General features: G+C 60.3%; 17 protein-coding genes and 1 pseudogene. 6 read left to right on the top strand and 12 right to left on the bottom strand.

Annotated elements, in window-relative coordinates:
* Positions 1 to 126: 126 nt before the first annotated feature.
* Positions 127 to 1,317: a benzoate/H(+) symporter BenE family transporter gene (locus CC207_RS07840; RefSeq protein WP_062361563.1), complete on the top strand. Its 1,191-nt coding sequence runs from the start codon at positions 127 to 129 to the stop codon at positions 1,315 to 1,317.
* 30 nt (positions 1,318 to 1,347) lie between these two features.
* Here the strand turns inward: CC207_RS07840 and CC207_RS28260 are convergent, their stop codons facing one another.
* From CC207_RS28260 to CC207_RS07830, 3 genes and pseudogenes are all read right to left on the bottom strand, one after another.
* A complete protein-coding gene (locus CC207_RS28260) occupies positions 1,348 to 2,211 on the bottom strand; it encodes a methyl-accepting chemotaxis protein (protein ID WP_371916442.1) in 864 nt (287 codons plus the stop codon).
* Positions 2,206 to 2,433: pseudogene (locus tag CC207_RS28255) on the bottom strand (HAMP domain-containing protein); the annotation flags it as partial. The gene CC207_RS28260 and the pseudogene CC207_RS28255, both read right to left, overlap by 6 nt.
* A gap of 969 nt (positions 2,434 to 3,402) precedes the next feature.
* Positions 3,403 to 4,800, bottom strand: coding sequence for a PLP-dependent aminotransferase family protein (locus tag CC207_RS07830; RefSeq protein WP_088851848.1), 1,398 nt, complete (start codon positions 4,798 to 4,800; stop codon positions 3,403 to 3,405).
* 123 nt (positions 4,801 to 4,923) lie between these two features.
* Between CC207_RS07830 and CC207_RS07825 the strand changes: the two genes are divergently transcribed.
* Entirely contained in the window at positions 4,924 to 6,105 is a 1,182-nt protein-coding gene (locus CC207_RS07825) for an MFS transporter (RefSeq protein ID WP_088851847.1), read from the top strand.
* Here CC207_RS07825 and CC207_RS07820 read toward each other — a convergent pair.
* Positions 6,056 to 6,817, bottom strand: a complete 762-nt coding sequence (locus CC207_RS07820) for an SDR family oxidoreductase (RefSeq protein WP_028691779.1) — start codon at positions 6,815 to 6,817, stop codon at positions 6,056 to 6,058. The two genes, CC207_RS07825 and CC207_RS07820, sit on opposite strands and share 50 nt — an antisense overlap.
* Before the next feature lie 176 nt (positions 6,818 to 6,993).
* Between CC207_RS07820 and CC207_RS07815 the strand changes: the two genes are divergently transcribed.
* A complete protein-coding gene (locus CC207_RS07815; protein WP_088851846.1) occupies positions 6,994 to 7,995 on the top strand; it encodes an NADP-dependent oxidoreductase in 1,002 nt (333 codons plus the stop codon).
* Between the two features lie 57 nt (positions 7,996 to 8,052).
* On the opposite strand, the gene pyrF is transcribed toward CC207_RS07815, so the two are convergent.
* Complete coding sequence (gene pyrF / locus CC207_RS07810) at positions 8,053 to 8,754, bottom strand: orotidine-5'-phosphate decarboxylase (RefSeq protein WP_028691781.1); 702 nt, start codon at positions 8,752 to 8,754, stop codon at positions 8,053 to 8,055.
* A gap of 182 nt (positions 8,755 to 8,936) precedes the next feature.
* Here pyrF and CC207_RS07805 point away from each other — a divergent pair, with 182 nt between their 5' ends.
* The gene (locus CC207_RS07805) at positions 8,937 to 9,104 is read left to right on the top strand and encodes a DUF2897 family protein (RefSeq protein WP_088851845.1); all 168 of its coding nucleotides are present in this window, start codon (positions 8,937 to 8,939) and stop codon (positions 9,102 to 9,104) included.
* 46 nt (positions 9,105 to 9,150) lie between these two features.
* Here CC207_RS07805 and CC207_RS07800 read toward each other — a convergent pair whose 3' ends face one another.
* A complete protein-coding gene (locus CC207_RS07800; protein WP_088851844.1) occupies positions 9,151 to 9,480 on the bottom strand; it encodes a ComEA family DNA-binding protein in 330 nt (109 codons plus the stop codon).
* 228 nt (positions 9,481 to 9,708) lie between these two features.
* On the opposite strand from CC207_RS07800, the gene CC207_RS07795 reads away from it, so the two are divergent.
* Together CC207_RS07795 and CC207_RS07790 are read left to right on the top strand one after the other, a co-directional pair.
* On the top strand, positions 9,709 to 10,449 hold the full coding sequence (locus CC207_RS07795; RefSeq protein WP_088851877.1) for a metallophosphoesterase: 741 nt from the start codon (positions 9,709 to 9,711) through the stop codon (positions 10,447 to 10,449).
* 52 nt (positions 10,450 to 10,501) lie between these two features.
* Positions 10,502 to 11,548, top strand: coding sequence for an acyltransferase (locus CC207_RS07790; RefSeq protein WP_143496097.1), 1,047 nt, complete (start codon positions 10,502 to 10,504; stop codon positions 11,546 to 11,548).
* A gap of 43 nt (positions 11,549 to 11,591) precedes the next feature.
* Here the strand turns inward: CC207_RS07790 and CC207_RS07785 are convergent, their stop codons facing one another.
* The 6 genes from CC207_RS07785 to CC207_RS07760 are packed head-to-tail and all read right to left on the bottom strand — an operon-like array spanning position 11,592 to position 19,179.
* Positions 11,592 to 13,616: a nucleoside-diphosphate sugar epimerase/dehydratase gene (locus CC207_RS07785; RefSeq protein ID WP_236179181.1), complete on the bottom strand. Its 2,025-nt coding sequence runs from the start codon at positions 13,614 to 13,616 to the stop codon at positions 11,592 to 11,594.
* 57 nt (positions 13,617 to 13,673) lie between these two features.
* On the bottom strand, positions 13,674 to 14,684 hold the full coding sequence (locus CC207_RS07780; RefSeq protein WP_088851841.1) for a glycosyltransferase family 4 protein: 1,011 nt from the start codon (positions 14,682 to 14,684) through the stop codon (positions 13,674 to 13,676).
* Positions 14,681 to 15,646, bottom strand: a complete 966-nt coding sequence (locus CC207_RS07775) for an SDR family oxidoreductase (protein ID WP_088851876.1) — start codon at positions 15,644 to 15,646, stop codon at positions 14,681 to 14,683. The genes CC207_RS07780 and CC207_RS07775 overlap by 4 nt, the downstream gene beginning before the upstream one ends.
* A complete protein-coding gene (locus CC207_RS07770) occupies positions 15,646 to 16,899 on the bottom strand; it encodes a glycosyltransferase family 4 protein (protein WP_088851840.1) in 1,254 nt (417 codons plus the stop codon). Before CC207_RS07770 ends, CC207_RS07775 begins: the two co-directional genes overlap by 1 nt.
* A 14-nt stretch (positions 16,900 to 16,913) precedes the next feature.
* Positions 16,914 to 18,044 (bottom strand): non-hydrolyzing UDP-N-acetylglucosamine 2-epimerase, encoded by a 1,131-nt coding sequence (gene wecB, locus CC207_RS07765; RefSeq protein ID WP_088851839.1) that lies wholly within the window; start codon positions 18,042 to 18,044, stop codon positions 16,914 to 16,916.
* Between the two features lie 28 nt (positions 18,045 to 18,072).
* Complete coding sequence (locus CC207_RS07760) at positions 18,073 to 19,179, bottom strand: NAD-dependent epimerase/dehydratase family protein (RefSeq protein WP_088851838.1); 1,107 nt, start codon at positions 19,177 to 19,179, stop codon at positions 18,073 to 18,075.
* Between the last annotated feature and the right edge of the window lie 3 nt (positions 19,180 to 19,182).

Raw genomic sequence — 19,182 nt, 5'->3', positions numbered from 1 at the left:
CAGTTGCGCAGTAATACCCCATAGTTGGCGACTGTACGGCTAAATGCAATGCCTGCTGTATGGCAAGGATCACGCCATTGCACGGTAGCCTGAAAAAACTGCTTACACCTGTACAAGGAATTCCCCATGACCGATGCCACCTCCGCGCGCCTGCGGCCGCTGGCGGACAGCTCCCCATCGGCGGTCGTCGCCGGCTTCATCGCCATGCTCACCGGCTATACCAGCTCGCTCGTGCTGATGTTCCAGGCCGGCCAGGCCGCCGGCCTGACCAGCGCGCAGATCTCGTCGTGGATCTGGGCCCTGTCGATCGGCATGGCGGTGTGCAGCATCGGCCTGTCGCTGCGCTACCGTACCCCGGTCACCGTGGCCTGGTCGACACCCGGCGCGGCGCTGCTGATCACCAGCCTCGGCGGCGTCACCTACGGCGAGGCCATCGGCGCCTATATCACCTGCGCCGTGCTGGTGCTGATATGCGGCCTGACTGGCAGTTTCGAGCGCTTGGTGCGGCGCATCCCCGCCTCGCTCGCCTCGGCCCTGCTGGCCGGCATCCTGTTCAAGATCGGCAGCGAAATCTTCGTCGCCGCCCAGCATCGCACGGTGCTGGTGCTGGGCATGTTCTTCAGCTACCTGCTGGTCAAGCGCCTGTCACCGCGCTACTGCGTGCTGGCCGCGCTGCTGGTCGGCACGGCGCTGTCCGGTGCCCTGGGGCTGCTGGACTTCAGCGACTTCCAGCTGGAAATCGCCACTCCGGTGTGGACCACGCCGAGCTTCTCGCTGGCGGCGACCATCAGTATCGGCATCCCACTGTTCGTGGTGGCCATGACCTCACAGAACATGCCCGGCGTCGCCGTGCTGCGCGCCGACGGCTACCAGGTGCCGGCCTCGCCGCTGATCTCGGCCACCGGGTTCGCCTCGCTGCTGCTGGCGCCGTTCGGCTCCCACGGCATCAACCTGGCGGCGATCAGCGCGGCGATCTGCACCGGGCCGCATGCCCATGAAGACCCGGCCAAGCGCTACACGGCGGCGGTGTGGTGCGGGATCTTCTACGGCATCGCCGGCACCTTCGGCGCGACCCTGGCGGCGCTGTTCGGCGCCCTGCCCAAGGAACTGGTGCTGTCGATCGCCGCCCTGGCGCTGTTCGGCTCGATCATGAACGGCCTGAGCGTGGCCATGGGCGAGGCACGCGAGCGCGAGGCGGCGCTGATCACCTTCATGGTCACGGCGTCTGGGTTCACCCTGTTCTCGATCGGCTCGGCGTTCTGGGGGATCGTGGCGGGGGTGTTGACCTTGCTGATCCTCAGTCCGCGCAGGGGCTGACAACGCTATCGCGGGGCAAGCCACAGCCAATCACAGGCGAAAGTGCCCCACCATCCCCTTCAGGTCACTGCCCAACTGCGCCAGCTCGACGCTTGAGCGGGCATTGTCCTCCATCGCCAGCGCCGCCTGGTCGGCGCTGCCACGGATCTGGGTGACGCTGCGGCTGATTTCCTCCGCCACCGAACTTTGCTGCTCGGCCGCCGCAGCAATCTGCTGATTCATCTGCTGGATCAACGACACCGCCGCGGCGATGCTGCCCAGGGCGCTCTCGGTCTGCAGCGTGTCGGCCACCGCCAGGCGCACCAGCTCGGTGCTGCCACGGATCTGCGTCACCGACTGCTGGGCGTTGCCGCGCAGGCTGGCGACCAGCCGTTCGATCTCCTCGGTGGACTGCTGGGTACGCCGGGCCAGCGCGCGCACTTCATCGGCCACCACGGCGAAGCCACGGCCCTGCTCGCCGGCGCGGGCTGCCTCGATCGCCGCGTTGAGCGCCAGCAGGTTGGTCTGTTCAGCCACGCTCTTGATCACTTCCAGCATATCTCCGATGGTATGGATCTCGGCGCTGAGACTGTCGATACCACTGCTGGCGGTTTCGGCCGCCACCGCCAGCTGCTCGATGCGCTGCATGCTCTGGCGTACCACCTGCTGCCCCGACTCGACCTTGTCGTCGGCATCCTGGGCCGCCTGGGCTGCCTGCTCGGCGTTGCGCGCCACATCGTGAACAGTCGCGGTCATCTGCTGCATGGCGGTGGCCACCTGCTCGGTCTCGTCCTTCTGGCTGCCCACTTCGCGGTTGGTCTGCTCGGTCACCGCCGACAAGGCCTGGGCGCTGCCGGCCAGCTGATCGATACCCTGCTGCAGGCCACTGACGATGCCCGACAGTCCCTCGGCCATCTGCTGCATGGCCTGCAGCAGCTGACCGACCTCGTCGGCACGCGGCGGCTCGGCCTCGATACCCAACTCGCCTGCGGCAATGCGCCGGGCACGGCTGATCACCCGCTTGAGCGGCGCGACCACGGCGCGGGTGATCAACCAGGCCGCCAGCACGCCTACCAGCAGAGCCAGGGCCGTGGCCGCGGCGATGGCCACGGTGTTGCGCGCAAGCTCCGCCTGCATGGCCTGCTCCTGGGCGACGTAGGCCTGGTCGACCCGCGTGGTGACCTGCTCGGCCCGGGCCTGCAGCTGATCCTTGATCCCCCGCTCCTGGCCCAGCAGGTCGGTGTACTCGTTGAGTTTTTCAGAAAAACTCGCGATATGCCCGGCCACTTCGCCCAGCACGCTCTGGTAGCCGGCGTCGGTGACCGCCGACTTGAGCTGCTCCACCAGGCCGGCCGCCTCCACCGTTTGGGCGATGCGCCCCTCGGCAACGGCCTCGCCGCCCTTGCGGCTCTGCTCCAGGCGTACCCGGGCCTCGTCCATGGCCTGCAGCATCAGCCGCGACACCTGCGCCACCTGCCCGGCCTGCTCGAGGAACTCACCGCCCTGCTGCCCCTGGGACTGCTTGAGGGTATAGGTGCCATCGTCGGCCAATCCGGCCTGTAGCACATCGAGGTTGTTGGCCACGCTCGACACCGACCAGCTGGCCATGTCCAGCGCCAGCTCCTTGGCCTGCACGGCCTGGACGAACTGATCGAAGGCCTGCCCGTAGGCGTTAAGGTCGGCCTCGGCCCAAGACAGCGCCGGCACCGCGCGGGCCCGCTCCACCAGCCCCTGCAGGCCAGTACGCAGGGCATCGGCCTCCTTGACGTCCGAGCGCAGGGCGAAGGCCTGCTCGTGCTGGCGCAGCTTTAACAGGTCAGTGTTGAACTGGGCCATCTGCCGCAGCTCCTCGAAGCGCTGGCCGACGTTGCCCAGGGCGTACACACCGATGGCGGCCACCACCAGGGTGAGCAGCAACACCAGGGCGAAACCCAGGCCCAGCTTGCGCGCCATGCCCAGGTTGGCCAATACACCGTGCTTGGTCGCCGTCATCACCGCCCTCCTCGCCTTTTGGCCCTCTGCCAACGGCAAGAGTGACAATGGCGCCGACCTCGTCACAAGGGGCGGGCGCGTGAATGGTGTCATTTAGCTATGAGCGTGTCGCTTTCAGACTGCCGGAGGTCGCCCCGCATGCCGGAAGAACGCCTGGGCCCGGGAATCCTGTCCATAGGCGACATTGATCCGCAGCCAGTCGCTGGCCCGCCCCTGCGGATCGAAGGCGCTGCCCGGGGTGAGCAGCACCGCATGCTCCAGCGCCAATCGCTCCAGCTCGGCAAAGTCGCGCCCAGGCACCCGGGCCCATACGAACATGCCGCCTACCGGCTCGCAAAACACCTCCCAGCCGCAGGCCTCCAGCTGCCCCAGGGTCGTGGCCCGGTGCTGACCCAAGCGCAATCGCAGACGCTGCACGCTCTTGCGGTAGCCGCCATTGGCCAGCATCTGCCCGACCACCTGTTCGGCGAAGCGCGAGGTGCCAATGCCAGCCACCATCTTCAGTTCGGCCAGGCGCGCGATCAACGGCGGGTCGGCCACCAGGTAGCCGACCCGCAACGAACTGCTGAGGGTCTTGGAGAAACTGCCGATGTAGATCACCCGCTGCTCGCTGTCGAGGGTCGCCAGGCGCGTGGCCGGGCCGTCCTGGAAGTCCGCATACAGATCGTCCTCGACGATCCGCAGGTCATGCTCACGGGCCAGTTCCAGCAAGCGGTAGGCCACCTTGGGCGTCAGGCAGGTGCCAGTCGGGTTCTGGTACAGGCTGTTGATGAACAGGCACCGGGGCAGGTGCTCGGCCAGCAACTGCTCGAGCACCACCAGGTCCGGGCCAGTGGCGGTGCGCGGCACCTCGAGCATGTGCACACCGTGCAGGCGCAGCAAGTTGTACAGATTGTAATAGCCGGGGCGCTCCACCAGCACTGTATCTCCCGGATTCAGCAAGGTTCGCACCAGCAGGTCCAGGGCATGGCTGGCGCCCTGGGTGGTGACGATCCGCTCCGGCTCGGCGGCGATATCCAGCCGCGCCAGCCCCTTGTGCAGTTGCAGACGCAGGCTGGCCAGGCCCTGGGGCGGGCAGTAGTCGAATAGCGCCTCGGGCGCGCCGCGGCTGACCTGGCGGATGGCCTGGGCCAGCTCGGCTTCGGCGCGCCAGGCCACCGGCAGCCAGCCGCAGCCGAGCTTGAGCAATTGTTCATGGCCTTCGCGAAACTGACGCCAACTGCCGTTGATCGCCTCACCCCAGGACTCCCCAGGGTCGGGCCGCAGGCCCGGTTTGCGCTCGGCGACAAAGAAGCCCGCGCCATGCCGCGCCTGCAGCCAGCCGTTGGCCGCCAGGCGGTCGTAGGCCTCGATTACGCAGGAGGCGCTTACCGCCTGGGCCTTGGCCAGCGCGCGGATCGACGGCAAGCGCGCACCGGGGCGCAGGCGCTGCTGTTCGATCCAGGCCTGCAGGTGCTCGGTCAGTTGCTGGACCAAGGGGATGGGAAGATCACGATCAAGATGAAAATGCATGGCAAGTGTTCGCTGTTTTCAGGCAAACAGTTAAGCATAAATGCTCCGCGAGTGTGCCTTGGCGAGCACCACTGCCAAGGCCGATGCTGCCAGTCACTGTCACTGCCTTGCGGATCCGTACCGATGTCCACTCGCCATGCCCCAGTCCTGCTGGCCTTCGCCCTGTGCCTGATCACCCTCGCGGTGAACCTGCAGGCCCCGCTTTACATCACCTACGCCGACCTGTCCGGGCAAGGCGCGGCGGCGACCGCCGTGGCCTTCTCCGGCTATGTGCTCGGCGTGCTGCCGGTGCTGTTGGCCCTCGGCGGCTTGGCTGACCGGGTGGGCCGACGCCCGCTGATCCTGGTCGCGCTAGCCCTGTCGATGGTCGCCACGCTGCTCATGCTGCTGGCACCGAGCCTGCAGATGCTGGGCCTGGCGCGCCTGTTCCTGGGGCTGGGCACAGGCCTTGCCTCGGCCACCGCCACCGCCTACATGAGCGAACTGATGGCGCCGGACGCCGATAGCCGGGCCGCCACCTGGGTCACCGCCAGCACGTCGCTCGGTTTCGGCCTGGGCGCGGCACTGACCAGCCTGTTCCTGCTGCGCGGCCCGACCCTCACCCCCGGCAGTTTCCACCTGCAACTGGCATTGGCCGCCCTCGCCTTGCTGCTGGTCTGGCGTCTTCCCGACCCTCGTCCGGCGCAGTGCGGCGCCATGCTGCGCCTGCCCTGCTACCCCGCCGGCAGCCTGGCCTATGGTTTGGCGATCCTGCTGGCCTGGGCCTGTGTCGGGTTGGTGATCGCCCTGCTGCCGGGGATCCTGCGCCAGCACGGGCTGAGTGCCTGGTCGGGGTTCTCGACCTTCTGCGTGATCAGTTGCGGCTTGTTGTTCCAGCCGCTGGCCCGGCGCCTGGCCAGTGCCCAGGCGACCTTGCTGGGGCTGCTGATCCTGCCGTGCAGCTACGCGCTGCTGGCCTGGGGGGCCGACAGCGGCAATCTGCTGGGTGTGCTGCTGGGCGCCGTGGCCGCGAGCAGCGCCTGCTATGGCTTCATCTACCTGGGTGGCTTGGCGGCGGTGAATGAGCGGGCCGGGAGCGAGAAGACCCGGGCCAGTGCCGGGTTCTTCCTGCTCGCCTACCTGGGATTCAGCCTGCCGGTGATTTTTACCGGATTGCTCAGCGACCGGCTCGGCTCGCGACTGGCGCTGATCGCCTTCGGCGGCGTGTTGCTGCTCGGCTGCGCAGCCGTGGCACTGACCCTGTGGACAACCTCAGTCAAATCGCCAACGCGCCGCCATCGACAGTCAGACTGTGCCCGGTCGTGAACGCCGCGCCATCGCTGCACAGGTACAGCACCGCGCTGGCGATCTCCTCGACCTTGCCGATGCGCCCGACCGGGTGCATCGCCGCGGCAAACTCGGCCTTGCGCGGATCGGCCTCGTAGGCGCGGCGGAACATATCGGTGTCGATCACCGCCGGGCACACCGCGTTGACCCGGATGCCCTTCTTCGCATACTCGATGGCCGCCGATTTGGTCAGGCCGATCACCGCATGCTTGGACGCCGCGTAGATGCTCATCTTCGGCGCCGCCGACAGCCCAGCCACCGAGGCGGTGTTGACGATGGCCCCACCGCCCTGTGCCAGCAACAGCGGTAGCTGATACTTCATGCACAGCCACACACCCTTGACGTTGACCCCCATGATCGCATCGAACTCCGCCTCGCTGCCCTCCGCCAGGCGCCCCTTCTCGATCTCGATACCGGCGTTGTTAAAGGCATAGTCGAGCCGGCCATAAACCGTGATGACCTGCTCATGCAACTGACGCACATCGTCGTCACGGGTGACATCGCAGGCGACGAACAGCGCCTCGCCGCCAGCCTGGCGAATCAGCGCCACGGTGGCTTCACCGCCGGTCGCGTCACGGTCGGCCACCACCACCTTGAGCCCCTCGGCGGCGAATGCCTGGGCCGTCGCCCGGCCGATGCCCGCCGCGCCACCGGTGACCAGGGCAACCTGGCCGGAGAAAGTCATGCTCATCACTGGCTCCTGCAAAAGGATGGGAAGTCGTGGCTGAGTCTAGTCAGGGCACCGCCGGGCTGGGCAGCATCATCAAGGGCACGGTTGGACTACTATCGTTCGCGGTGATCTTGCGTGACGCGGCCCATTCAACCCGCCGATCATCAGCCCCTCACACTCGTTCAGGAGAACTCGCCATGCCCCACACCAACCGCCGTTTCCTGCTGACCAAGCGCCCGGTCGGCGCCGTGCGCCGTGACGATTTCACCTATGAGCAGGGGCCCGCCAGCGAGCCGGGCGAAGGCCAGGTGCTGGTGAAGAACCTCTACCTGTCGCTGGACCCGGCCATGCGTGGCTGGATGAACGAAGGCAAGTCGTACATCCCGCCCGTGGGCCTGGGCCAGGTCATGCGCGCCCTCGGCGTCGGCGAGGTGGTCAGCTCCAAGCATCCGGACTACAAGCCCGGCGACCATGTCAGCGGTGCCATTGGCGTGCAGGATTACTTCACCGGCGAACCCCAGGGCCTGCACAAGATCGACCCGCGCCTGGCGCCCCTGCCCCGCTACCTGTCCGCCCTGGGCATGACCGGCATGACCGCCTACTTCGCCCTGCTCGATGTCGGCCAGCCCAAGGCCGGCGAGACCGTGGTGATCTCCGGTGCCGCCGGCGCGGTCGGCAGCATTGCCGGGCAGATCGCCAAGCTCAAGGGCTGCCGCGTGGTGGGCATCGCCGGGGGCGCGCAGAAGTGCCAGTACCTGCTGGACGAACTGGGCTTCGACGGCGTCATCGACTACAAGGCCGAGGACGTGCTGGCCGGTCTCAAGCGCGAATGCCCCAATGGCGTGGATGTGTACTTCGACAACGTCGGCGGCGACATCCTCGATGCCGTGCTGTCGCGCCTGAACTTCAAGGCCCGGGTGGTGATCTGCGGCGCCATCAGCCAGTACAACAACAAGGAAGCGGTCAAGGGCCCGGCCAACTACTTGTCGCTGCTGGTCAACCGTGCGCGCATGGAAGGCTTCGTGGTGATGGACTACGTCAAGGAGTACGGCAAGGCCGCGCAGGAAATGGCCGGCTGGCTGGCCAGCGGCAAGGTGAAGAGCAAGGAAGATGTGGTGGAGGGCCTGGAGACCTTCCCCGAGACGCTGCTCAAGCTGTTCAGCGGGGAGAATTTCGGCAAGCTGGTGTTGAAGGTCTGATATCAGCAGCCAGGCGCCTTGTGGGAGCGGGGCAAGCCCGCTCCCACGATCCCTGATTCAACCGCGGATTTCAGCCACAACGGCAGCCAACGCCTTGGCAGGATCCGCCGCCTGGCTGATCGGACGCCCGATCACCAGGTAATCGGAGCCGGCGTCCAGTGCCTGACGCGGGGTCAGAATCCGGCGCTGGTCATCCTGGGCACTGCCCGCCGGGCGAATCCCCGGGGTCACCAATTGCAGCGACGGATGCGCCGCCTTCAGTGCCGGCGCTTCCAGTGCCGAGCACACCAGGCCGTCCATGCCGGCTTTTTGCGCGAGCGCCGCCAGGCGCAGCACCTGCTCCTGCGGATCGACATCCAGGCCAATGCCGGCCAGGTCCTCACGCTCCATGCTGGTCAGCACGGTCACGCCGATCAGCAGCGGCTGCGGGCCGCTGCGCTTGTCCAGCTCCTCGCGGCAGGCCGACATCATGCGCAGGCCACCGGAGCAGTGCACATTGACCATCCATACACCCATCTCAGCCGCGGCCTTGACCGCCATGGCGGTGGTGTTGGGGATGTCGTGGAATTTCAGGTCGAGGAATACTTCGAAGCCCTTGCTGCACAGGGTTTCGACTATCCCTGAGGCGCTGCTGGTAAACAGTTCCTTGCCCACCTTGACCCGGCACAGGGCAGGGTCGAGCTGGTCGGCCAGCTTCAGTGCGGCGTCACGGGTGGGGAAATCCAGGGCGACGATCAGGGGCGTCTGGCAGGCGGACATGGGCAGGGTCTCTTGGCAAGTCGTAAACGGCGCGCATTGTAAACGAAGTGGCGTGGGGTTTGGGGGCCGCGGGTCATGAGATTTGGCCCGGCCGCGGGCGGCTCCTATAATTGAACCAACGGCTGCGGCAATGGCTCGAATGCCATGTAAGCGGTGCTCTGTAGGCTTTCTGGAGAATCTCGATGCCTTGGTATGCCTGGTTGATACTGCTGGTTGCTCTCGGGTCGATTGTCGGCGGGTTGATGATGCTGCGGGATACGGCGAAGAAGTTGCCGTTGACGGAGGAGCAACTCAAAAAGATTCATGAGCGAAATGCCGAAATGGATGCCAAAGAAGCGAAGGACCGTTAAGTCCGCTCATTCGTGGGGCAGACTTGCACACCTGCCCCAACCAGTCTCAATTGACCGTTAACTTGTCACGATTACGCTCCAAAATAGCCTTTCCGATGCCTTCGACCTCAAGCAACTCCTCTACCGTGGCGAAATCCCCATTATTGTTGCGATAGGTGACAATGGCTTCGGACTTGGATTGGCCGACCCCTGATAACTCACGCTGCAAGGTCGAGGCATCGGCGGTGTTGATATTGAGTTTGCCAACACCCTGCTCCGCGGTGACCGCTGCCGACGGCAGTTCGGCCACCATCGGCGTGTTTTGTACAGCACCGGCACCCAGGGTGAAAGAAGCAGCGATAGCAGTCAGCAAGGCGGTGAAAATATTGTGGCGCATAGAAGTTTCTCCATGGATTCTTGGGTTCGAGAAGCAGCTTTTCCTTAGCTGCTTCTCAACGCTAGACGCCAGAATTTCGACTAGCAAACTGGGACAGGCTAGAATTGCTTTCCAAATAATTCAACGAGTTGTCGCACCGCCCACGACACCTTCCTGCGACACTTGGATACTGGTAAAATTGTGCGCCACGCCAACGCCATTGGACCAGGCGCCCCTCAGAGTACCGACTTGTATACACCAAATTACAGTACGTTCTTTCGCTCCTTTGCGGCCAATACCAAAGGGCGGGATTTCGTCGTTGGTGACGTCCACGGGCATTTCGAGTTGCTGGAGGAGCTGCTGACGCAGATTCACTTCCAGCCCGCGGCAGACCGCCTATTTGTTACTGGCGATGTAATAGATCGTGGACCTCGGTCACATGACGTCATGACATGGCTGGACAAACCGTGGTTCCACTCGGTCAGGGGCAATCACGAGCAGATGGTGCTCGATTACGTGGCTGGCGTGGGGGACCCTCCACGTCACGCACGCAACGGCGGAGCGTGGTTCTATGAGCTTACGTCGCTGGAACAGCAGCAAATTGCCGAACGGCTGTTTGAGCTGCCCATTGCCATGCAGGTTTCTCTGCCTTCGGGAGAAAACGTCGGGATTATCCATGCCGAATCTCCGTGCTGGAAAGACGACCTGAGTTGGCTCGATGCCGTCGCATCGCTGAACTCCCCCGATCACGAGATCCAGCGCGCGGCCCTGACCCAAGCACTGTATGCCAGAGACCGGATCAGTTCACATGACGAGCAACCCGTAAGGGGCGTGGATCGTTTGTATGTCGGACATTCGACTACCCCTGATGTCCTGCAACTGGGTAACGTGATCTACATTGACACCGGATGCTCCTTTGCCGACGGGAGGCTGACTGCAATTAACCTTTTGAATGGCAAGGCGTGGTCCTGTCCCTTCCCCCAAATCTAATCTATCTATGCCTGACGGAGTCCACCTCGTGCTGCTTGGAGCCCACCAAACAATGAGACCCCTGAGCGAGAAATGTGTAACGTTTTTCGACTTTTTGAGATTTGGTCTCGCTCAAGTTGTCCTGATCGGGCACGGCATCGGAATGTTCTACAGCTACTGGGGCGGTTTCTTCCCAAAGCATATTCCGTACCTGCAGCAGATTGCCGTGGTCGGATTTTTCTTCGTCTCCGGCTTTCTGATCTGCCGTAGTGTCATGACGAACTTCAAATACAAAGGAGGCGATGCCACACACTATTTTGTAGATCGTTTTGCGCGCATCTACACGACACTGATCCCATCCTTGCTGTTTGTACTGGTGGCAGACCTTCTGTTCTCCTGCGCCTATCCTGAGGCTGCACTGCTGACCTACGTCAGAGCGAAGAACTTCATATACAACCTGGGTTTGATACCTTCAATGCCCCTTGGTACTTTGCGGCCCATTTGGAGCCTAATGTTCGAGTGGTGGATTTATATACTGTTCGGCGGCCTGGTGTTCTTCCGCAAGCGCTGGTTCCTTTGCCTGATATGCATCTGGATGGGCGCCAAATACACCTTCACGGTCAATGCTCAGGGTGAGGCCGGGCACCTTGAGGTGATATGGTTTGCCGGTGCTCTAGGGGCCTTCTGGTTCGACCGCCTGACCCAGCGCACGGAAATCGCACGCTTGAGCTGGCCCGCGTTGAGCGGCGCCGTCGCCATTTACCTATATACCAAGAACAGCTACCACTTGGTCGCCGGCCTGCTGATGACGCTCGGGTTGGTTCTGCTGGCAGCCAGGCTAAATAGCGATGAAAAAGCCGTAAGCCAGGTAAAGAAGCAGCGCTACGCAGCGCTGGCAGGTTTCAGCTTCACCCTGTTCATGACCCATTACACTGTCCTTTACTGGATCCAACAAGCGCTCGGTAGCACCACGATCGGATTCCTATCATCCATATTGCTGGCCAACCTTCTGGCATTTGCCCTCGCCTACTGTACCGAGCGACACCACAAGACAGTTGCCGTACTTTTGCTTGAGCTCGTTCGCCGGCGTCGCTGGCGCTTGAGCCAATCCTCCAACTGACACCCAAGCAAAAAATTCCCGGCAAATGCCGGGAATTTTCAAGTCAGGGGTCCAGTCGCCGTTGCTGATAGATCCAGTCAACAATCTCTCCATCCGGGGTATAGCCACTGACCGTTTCACGCAACAGCTGCCGAACGTGGGCATAGTCATCGCCCTTGACCGCACTCTGCAACTCGTCGAGCCGCTCTTTCAAGACATCCCAGGACAGATAGTCCTCATGAGCACTCATGATCATTGGATGGCGCGTGGCCACAACGTTGTCACCGATCAGCAACTCCTCGTAGAGTTTTTCCCCGGGACGCAGCCCCGTAAACTCAATGGCAATATCACCATGAGGGTTGCGCTCAGAGCGCGTGCTGAAGCCGGACAGATGGATCATCTTTTCCGCGAGTTCGACGATCCGTACCGGCTCCCCCATATCCAACACAAAGACGTCCCCACCCTGCCCCATGGAGCCGGCCTGAATGACCAGCTGTGCAGCTTCCGGAATGGTCATGAAATAGCGAGTAATCTTCGGATGGGTGACCGTCAATGGGCCACCTGCTTTGATCTGCTTGTGAAATAGCGGAATAACCGACCCAGAAGAGCCCAGTACATTGCCGAAGCGAACCATCGTGAAACGGGTCTTGTTGACGTGCGATACATTAGCGGTATCGCCAAACAACACCGGAGCCAACTCACGGCTAAGCGCCTGTAGCGTCATTTCCGCCAAGCGCTTGGTACTCCCCATGACATTGGTCGGGCGTACAGCCTTGTCGGTGGAGATGAGCACGAAGTTCGAAACTCCGGCCTGCAAAGCAGCCTGCGCAGTATTCAAGGTGCCAATGACATTGTTCAGCACGCCTTCAGCGATGTTGTGCTCGACCATTGGTACATGCTTGTAGGCCGCGGCGTGATACACCGTGTCGACACGCCAGGCTTTCATGATGTCAAGCATCTGAGCCTGATTGCGCACCGAACCGAGAAATGGCAGCAGCTTGATCGCCAGCGACTCTCTTGCGATGCGTTGCTCCAGCTCGGAGAGAATACTATAGAGGTTGAATTCGCTGTGTTCGAACAACAACAACACACGAGGTTTCAGGCCAATAATCTGTCTGCACAACTCTGATCCTATCGAACCGCCGGCTCCAGTCACCATGACCGACTGACCAGCAATACAACGTTCCAACAGGTCAGCCTGTGCAGGGACCGCATCGCGCCCCAGCAAGTCGGCGATGTCGACCTCCTGGATGTCGTCAAGCTTTACCCGACCGCTGGCAAGATCCATGAACCCTGGGATGCTACGAACATGCAAGGGAAAACCCTCGAGAAATCCGAGAATTTCCCGACGCCGCCCCCGTGTTGCCGAGGGAATGGCCAGGAGAATTTCCTGCGCCCCAGTGTGATCGATCATTCGCTGTAAATGACGTGGTTTGTAAACCTGCAACCCTGAAATCACGCGATCCGCAATGCTACCGTCGTCATCTATGAAAGCCACTGGGCGCATTACCTTGCCAAGGCGCAATGCGGCTACTAACTGGTTGCCCGCCGCACCAGCGCCATAAATCGCCACTTTGGGCAGGCCATCATCACGACTGGTGAATGGTACATGCTGCGCCGCAGTGAACCAGTCCCCCAGAAAGTATTGCCGCATAGCCAGCCGCAAACCACCTACCATCACCAGGCTCAACCACCAGTAGTTGAAAATGATCGAGCGCGGCACCACATTCTGGTGATTGCTGTACCAATAGACGACAACACCCAGGATCAGTGAGGAAAGGCTGACAGCCTTGATGATGGCAATGAGGGCATCATTCCCGAAATAACGCATGACCGCGCGGTACATGCCAAAACGGATAAACAAAGGGACAGCGACGATTGGCGCACTGGTGAACAGCCAGAAGTGGTCCTTGATGGGGTTGGCCATTTCGTCGATACCTAGACGCACAACAAACGCCAGCCACAACGCAACCCAGACCAATACGACGTCAGTCGACACCTGCAACAGGCGCTTTTGACGACGTGGCAAGCCCACTAGAAATGCCCGCAACCTATCCATAACCCCCTCGAACACCTTTGCTGCTCCCATAATTACCTACAGCTGTAACCAGATACGGGCTGCACACTGGCACCACGTGAATCTGTCTCACTCCAGCGCACCGGCTCGATAGCGGACAGCTATCACAACCAGCGGTACATAAGCGATCAACACGCCCAGCGCACCATCCAAGTCCAGCAGGATGACGCACATGGCGATGGGAAACAACCAGAAAAGATTCACCCCCCCCACCGCCAGTGTGACAGGGAGATGCTTACCGTACAGCCGCGAGGCAAACTGGTAGGCATGACTGCGATGCGCCTCAAAGACCCTATCGCCTCGTGACAGGCGACGAATAAGTGTATAAGTGGCATCGACGATGAATACACCAAGCAAAATCAGCCAGCACCAAAACAGTTGTGAGGACGTCCAAGCCGCCTGCAACGACAGCACGCCCAGGACAATCCCGAGAAACCCGCTCCCCGCATCGCCCATGAAAATGCGTGCAGGCGGGAAGTTCCAGTATAGGAAACCGACAACCGCCATCGCCAACAGCAACGGCAACATCACCAACTGCTCGAACCCTGCGAGCCAGTAAAGCAGGCACGCCCCCAGGCAGGCACAAATAGCCTCGACACTGGCGATGCCGTCGATACCGTCCATGAAGTTGTAAAGGTTCAATATCCAAACCAAGTAGAAGATAGCAATACCCACTCCGAGCCAGCCAAGATCGACTTGCACCCCAAACACATGGACAGCTGGAAAGCCCCCCAACCAGGCAAGTGCCCAAACCGCCGCCAGGAAATGCCCGAGCAATCGCCAACGGGCAGCGATATGGCCGTGGTCATCCATGAATCCAATGACTGCGATCAGTGCACCAGACCCGCCCAAAGCAACCAGCACGCTCATCTGCGCGTTGCCTCCCGCGGCCAAAACTACCAGCGCAACAAGAAAGGCGACCACGATCGCAACACCGCCACCTCGTGGCGTCGGAACGACATGTGAACTGCGCGCATTTGGAATATCAATGATACTTTTAGCCAGTGCGTAGCGTCGTAAAACAGCAGTCAACGCCAAAGACAGCACAGCGACCAGTGGAATCAGCCATCCTAAAGTCATTTTTTTGTTTTTTCCTGATAGTCACGAGCAGTCAGAGCGAGTGCTTCTTCAACACTAAGCGGCGGCTTCCAGCCCAGCAGCGAACACGTTTTTTCAATATCGACTTGAAGTGAGCCACACAAGCGCTGCGACAGGGAATGCTTGCCCAGCACAACCGCGCCCACCTCCAGGAGACGACTGGGGACAGGCAGCAGTCGAGCAGGTCGCCCCAGTGCCTTGGCCACGCGGCGAAGCAGCGCGGAGGTCGAAAGATCCTCTGCGTCACTGACCAAAAACGTCTGGTTCGCAGCCGCAGGGTGATCCACGCAAGTAACCACAAGATCGGCCAGATTACCCAACGCCACCAAGCTGCGACGGTTATCGATCGCGCCGAAAGGCAGAGGCACCCCTTTGTCCAGCCAACGCATCATGGCCAGGAAGTTGGCTTTGACCCCCGGCCCATAGACCAAGACCGGGCGGATAATCACTACCTCCAACCCGACTTCCCGAGCCAAAGCCCGCAACCCCTCCTCCGCCTCCATTTTTGAAACACCATAGGCATCTACAGGAGCTGGCAAGTCATCAGCGGTATAGGGGTTGCCCTTGGGCGTACCCTCACCATTAACCTTGATAGAACTTACGAAGACAAATCGCCTGACCCCAGCTGCCGCAGCTTGCCGTGCTAGCCTCAACGTCCCCTCGACATTGACCTTGCGGAAAGCTGCCAAAGGGTCGCTCTCTGTATCGTTCATTACGTGAACACGAGCTGCAGAGTGAATGACGACGTCCACACCGGCAAGCGCAGCATGCCAGTCGGTAACACCGTCCAGAGACTCAATGCAGACCGGCACCACGCGAGGGTCCAGTTGCATTGGGGCCTGACGAAATGCCGCAACCACGGACTGCCCCTCGGCGAGAAGCAACTCAAGAATTGCGTTGCCCACAAAACCGGAAGCCCCGGTCAACAACACGGTATGCGACATCATTTCCCTGCCTTGCGTAGGGTAGCTTCACAAAAAAGAGTTTCCAGGCGCGCCATCAACTTAGGCTTGGAATAATGCTCCAGGTAATACTCTCGCCCGGCCTCGCCCATCTGCCTGCGCTGCGCACTCGGAGTGCCGGCAAGGTCACTGACAATCCGGGCAAGCCCCTGGGCATCACCGGAATCACAGGCAAAGCCGGCACCAGACTCGTGAATGACCCGGGCTGCCTCACCGTTGATCATCCCCAGCAGCGGCCGTCCGGAAGCCAGGTATGCCTGAACCTTGCCTGGGATAGTCTTCTGGAATACATCGTTGGTCTTCAATGTGACCAGCAAGGCATCGGCCTGGGCGAACAGCGCAGGCATGGCCTCCAGAGGGTGACGGCCAAGCAATCTCACGTTGTCCAAGCCACGTGCCTGCACTTGCTCAGCCAGCCAGGCACTCATGCGCCCATCACCAACGATGGCCCAGCGGACCGAAGCTTCACCGCGCAGCGCCTCGACGGCATCCAGCACTGCCGGGAAATCCTGAGCCTCCCCCAGGTTACCGGCAAAAACCACAGTAAATACCGACGGATCTGACTCCAGCAAACTACTAGTAACAGTCCCTGACACAGAGAAATCGTCCTCAGCCCAACTGGGAAAGTACACCAGACGCTCATCAGCAATATGACGTGTACAGTATTGCTTGACGTTCTCCAGAAACCCATGGGACTGCAAAAGCAAATAATCGGTGCGGTTATAGATCCATGAAACCATTCGTCCAACCAGTGACAACAAACGCGGGTTGCGGAGAACACCGACCGCCCTGAGAGTTTCAGGCCACAGATCCAGTACCCAGACAAATACTGGGGCTTGCTTCAGCCGCCCGATCACAATGGCAGGTATTGCCGCCATGATCGGCGATACGGCGTAGACGAACAGGACGTCGAACTTTCGACCACGCAACTTGAACGCGCCTACCGTGGAGGCACTTAGGAAAAACGAGGCGTAGTTTATGATCAACCGAAGACTGCGTTTACCACGCGACAACATCGGGACCCTGACGACATCGGCCCCGTGGTAGGACGCAAAATCGCCAGGCGATGCCCGATAGCTGGCAAATACATCGCCTTCCGGATAGTTCGGCAAACCGGTCAGTACGGTCACCTCGTGACCTTTTTCCCTCAGGTCGCGGACCAAGTCATTGATCCGCATATTCTCCGGCCAAAAATACTGGGTAACGACTAGCACTCTCAGCTTCTTATCAGGCATGCCTACCACACAGTTCAGTAACGCTTCCATACAGTACGGTTCACATAATCGGTATAACTATGAAGAATGCGAACAACTTTGCTCGAAACATTTGGCATGCTGTAGTCAGCCACCAGGCGCAGGCTCCGCTCATCCCCACGCGCCTGGCTATCGAGAATGTTCAAGCCCTGTAGGACCCGCTCCACCTCGAGCCCGACCATCATCACAGCTCCTTCCTCCATGCCTTCGGGGCGCTCGTGGGCCTCACGAATGTTCAGAGCTGGGAGGTTCAGGATAGAAGCCTCCTCACTGATCGTGCCACTGTCCGAAAGTACTGCTTTGGCCCCAAGTTGCAGCTTGTTGTAATCTTTAAAACCCAGAGGCTTCAACAAGCGAACATTGGAGTGGAACGTAACGCCCATGGCGTCAACACGCTTCTGTGTACGTGGGTGAGTCGACACAATGACCGGTAAATTAAACTGCAGGGCAACCGTATTCAGCACCTCAACCAGCTTCAAGAAATTTTTCTCAGAATCGATATTTTCTTCACGGTGGGCGCTAACAACAAAAAACTTACCAGGCTCCAAGCCAAGGCGAGCCAATACGTCCGATGCATCGATCCCCTGACGATAATGATCAAGCACTTCGAACATCGGGCTGCCAGTCTTTATCACGCGGTCTGGCGGCAAACCTTCGCGCAAAAGATAATCACGGGCGATGGCGCTGTAGGTAAGGTTGATATCGGCCGTGTGGTCTACGATACGCCGATTGATTTCTTCCGGTACCCGCATATCGAAGCAGCGATTTCCCGCCTCCATGTGGAAAGTAGGAATTTTACGGCGTTTGGCAGGAATGACAGCCATGCAGCTATTGGTATCACCTAAAACCAACAAAGCCTCGGGATTCACCTCGGCCAACACTCGATCCACCGCAATTATCACATTACCAATGGTCTCGCAGCCGCTGCTGCCAGCAGCATTGAGGAAATGATCGGGTTTACGGATACCCAAATCCTGGAAGAATATCTCGTTCAATTCGTAATCATAATTCTGTCCGGTATGAACAAGAACATGATCACAATGTTGATCCAGTGCACTCATCACTCGGGACAGACGAATGATCTCAGGACGGGTCCCGACGACGGTAACAACCTTCAGCTTTTTCATACAACCTCAACCTCCTGATCAATCGAAGTCACGAACACACAGGCAATGCGTACGTATCCGGTTGTTCACGGTCAAAAATTTCATTGGCCCACAACATTACGATCATTTCGTCATCGCCAATGTTCGTGATGTCATGCGTCCATCCTGGAACTGTCTCGACGATGACGGGTTTCTCACCCGTTGTTTGCAACTCATAAAAATCGCCGGAAATAATATTCCGGAAACGGAAATTGGCATGCCCCTTGATCACAAGAAATTTTTCGGTTTTCGAGTGATGATAGTGGCCACCTCGGGTGACCCCTGGATGCGCTGTGAAATAGGAGAACTGCCCCGAATCCGGTGTCTTCAACATTTCCACAAACACACCGCGAGGGTCACTGTGCGCGGGCACTTCGTAAGTAAAGGACTGCTCGGGCAAGTAGCTCAGATAGGTGGAATACAGCGCGCGCACGAGGCCTGTACCCACGCGCTCAGTCACCAGCGTGGTACGGCTATCGCGAAAGGCCAGCAACTGCTCGGCAAGCGCCCCCACCGTCGTCGAGTAGACAGGCTGAACCTGGGTATTTCCGTCAATGACTGCGCCATCGAGAATCGCCAGGCAATGACGTACGACATCGTCAATGTAGACCAACTCCAGAGGGGCCTGTTTATCATTGATCTGAATCGGCAGATCTCGGGCGATATTGTGACAGAAGGTAGCGACTGCAGAATTGTAGTTTGGCCGCGCCCATTTACCGAACACATTAGGCAAACGCAAGACGTGCAACTGTATTGCCTGCTGAGAAGCGAGTACCTGCAACGTATCTTCGGCAGTACGCTTACTATTACCGTAAGCGTTATCACGATCGGCTTGTATCGAAGAGCTATAGACTACGGGTATACATTTTCCATAATCGCGGAGCGCATCACAGAGCACTTTGGTAAAATCGCTATTACCACGCGTAAACTCGGCAGGATCCTGAGGACGGTTAACCCCCGCGAAGTGGAAAATACAGTCTGCCTCAGCCACCTGAGCTCTCAGACCGCACAGGTCATCACGCACGCAGCGCAGCACTTCAACATCCTGACGCTCTCGTAGATGACTTTCCAGGTTCTTGCCAATAAAACCATTGACACCCGTGATCAGGACCTTCATCAA

It is taken from the genome of Pseudomonas sp. DrBHI1, assembly GCF_002205115.1.
Lineage (GTDB): Bacteria > Pseudomonadota > Gammaproteobacteria > Pseudomonadales > Pseudomonadaceae > Aquipseudomonas > Aquipseudomonas mosselii.
The sequence above is the reverse complement of the archived record's forward strand: the minus strand, read 5'-3'. Positions and strand labels throughout refer to the sequence as shown.

Coding starts and splice junctions, on each gene's coding strand:
- CC207_RS07840 (WP_062361563.1), top strand. CDS start 127: ATGACCGATGCCACCTCCGCGCGCCTGCGGCCGCTGGCGGACAGCTCC.
- CC207_RS28260 (WP_371916442.1), bottom strand. CDS start 2,211: ATGGCCGAGGGACTGTCGGGCATCGTCAGTGGCCTGCAGCAGGGTATC.
- CC207_RS07830 (WP_088851848.1), bottom strand. CDS start 4,800: ATGCATTTTCATCTTGATCGTGATCTTCCCATCCCCTTGGTCCAGCAA.
- CC207_RS07825 (WP_088851847.1), top strand. CDS start 4,924: ATGTCCACTCGCCATGCCCCAGTCCTGCTGGCCTTCGCCCTGTGCCTG.
- CC207_RS07820 (WP_028691779.1), bottom strand. CDS start 6,817: ATGAGCATGACTTTCTCCGGCCAGGTTGCCCTGGTCACCGGTGGCGCG.
- CC207_RS07815 (WP_088851846.1), top strand. CDS start 6,994: ATGCCCCACACCAACCGCCGTTTCCTGCTGACCAAGCGCCCGGTCGGC.
- pyrF (WP_028691781.1), bottom strand. CDS start 8,754: ATGTCCGCCTGCCAGACGCCCCTGATCGTCGCCCTGGATTTCCCCACC.
- CC207_RS07805 (WP_088851845.1), top strand. CDS start 8,937: ATGCCTTGGTATGCCTGGTTGATACTGCTGGTTGCTCTCGGGTCGATT.
- CC207_RS07800 (WP_088851844.1), bottom strand. CDS start 9,480: ATGCGCCACAATATTTTCACCGCCTTGCTGACTGCTATCGCTGCTTCT.
- CC207_RS07790 (WP_143496097.1), top strand. CDS start 10,502: ATGAGACCCCTGAGCGAGAAATGTGTAACGTTTTTCGACTTTTTGAGA.
- CC207_RS07785 (WP_236179181.1), bottom strand. CDS start 13,616: ATGGGAGCAGCAAAGGTGTTCGAGGGGGTTATGGATAGGTTGCGGGCA.
- CC207_RS07780 (WP_088851841.1), bottom strand. CDS start 14,684: ATGACTTTAGGATGGCTGATTCCACTGGTCGCTGTGCTGTCTTTGGCG.
- CC207_RS07775 (WP_088851876.1), bottom strand. CDS start 15,646: ATGTCGCATACCGTGTTGTTGACCGGGGCTTCCGGTTTTGTGGGCAAC.
- CC207_RS07770 (WP_088851840.1), bottom strand. CDS start 16,899: ATGCCTGATAAGAAGCTGAGAGTGCTAGTCGTTACCCAGTATTTTTGG.
- wecB (WP_088851839.1), bottom strand. CDS start 18,044: ATGAAAAAGCTGAAGGTTGTTACCGTCGTCGGGACCCGTCCTGAGATC.
- CC207_RS07760 (WP_088851838.1), bottom strand. CDS start 19,179: ATGAAGGTCCTGATCACGGGTGTCAATGGTTTTATTGGCAAGAACCTG.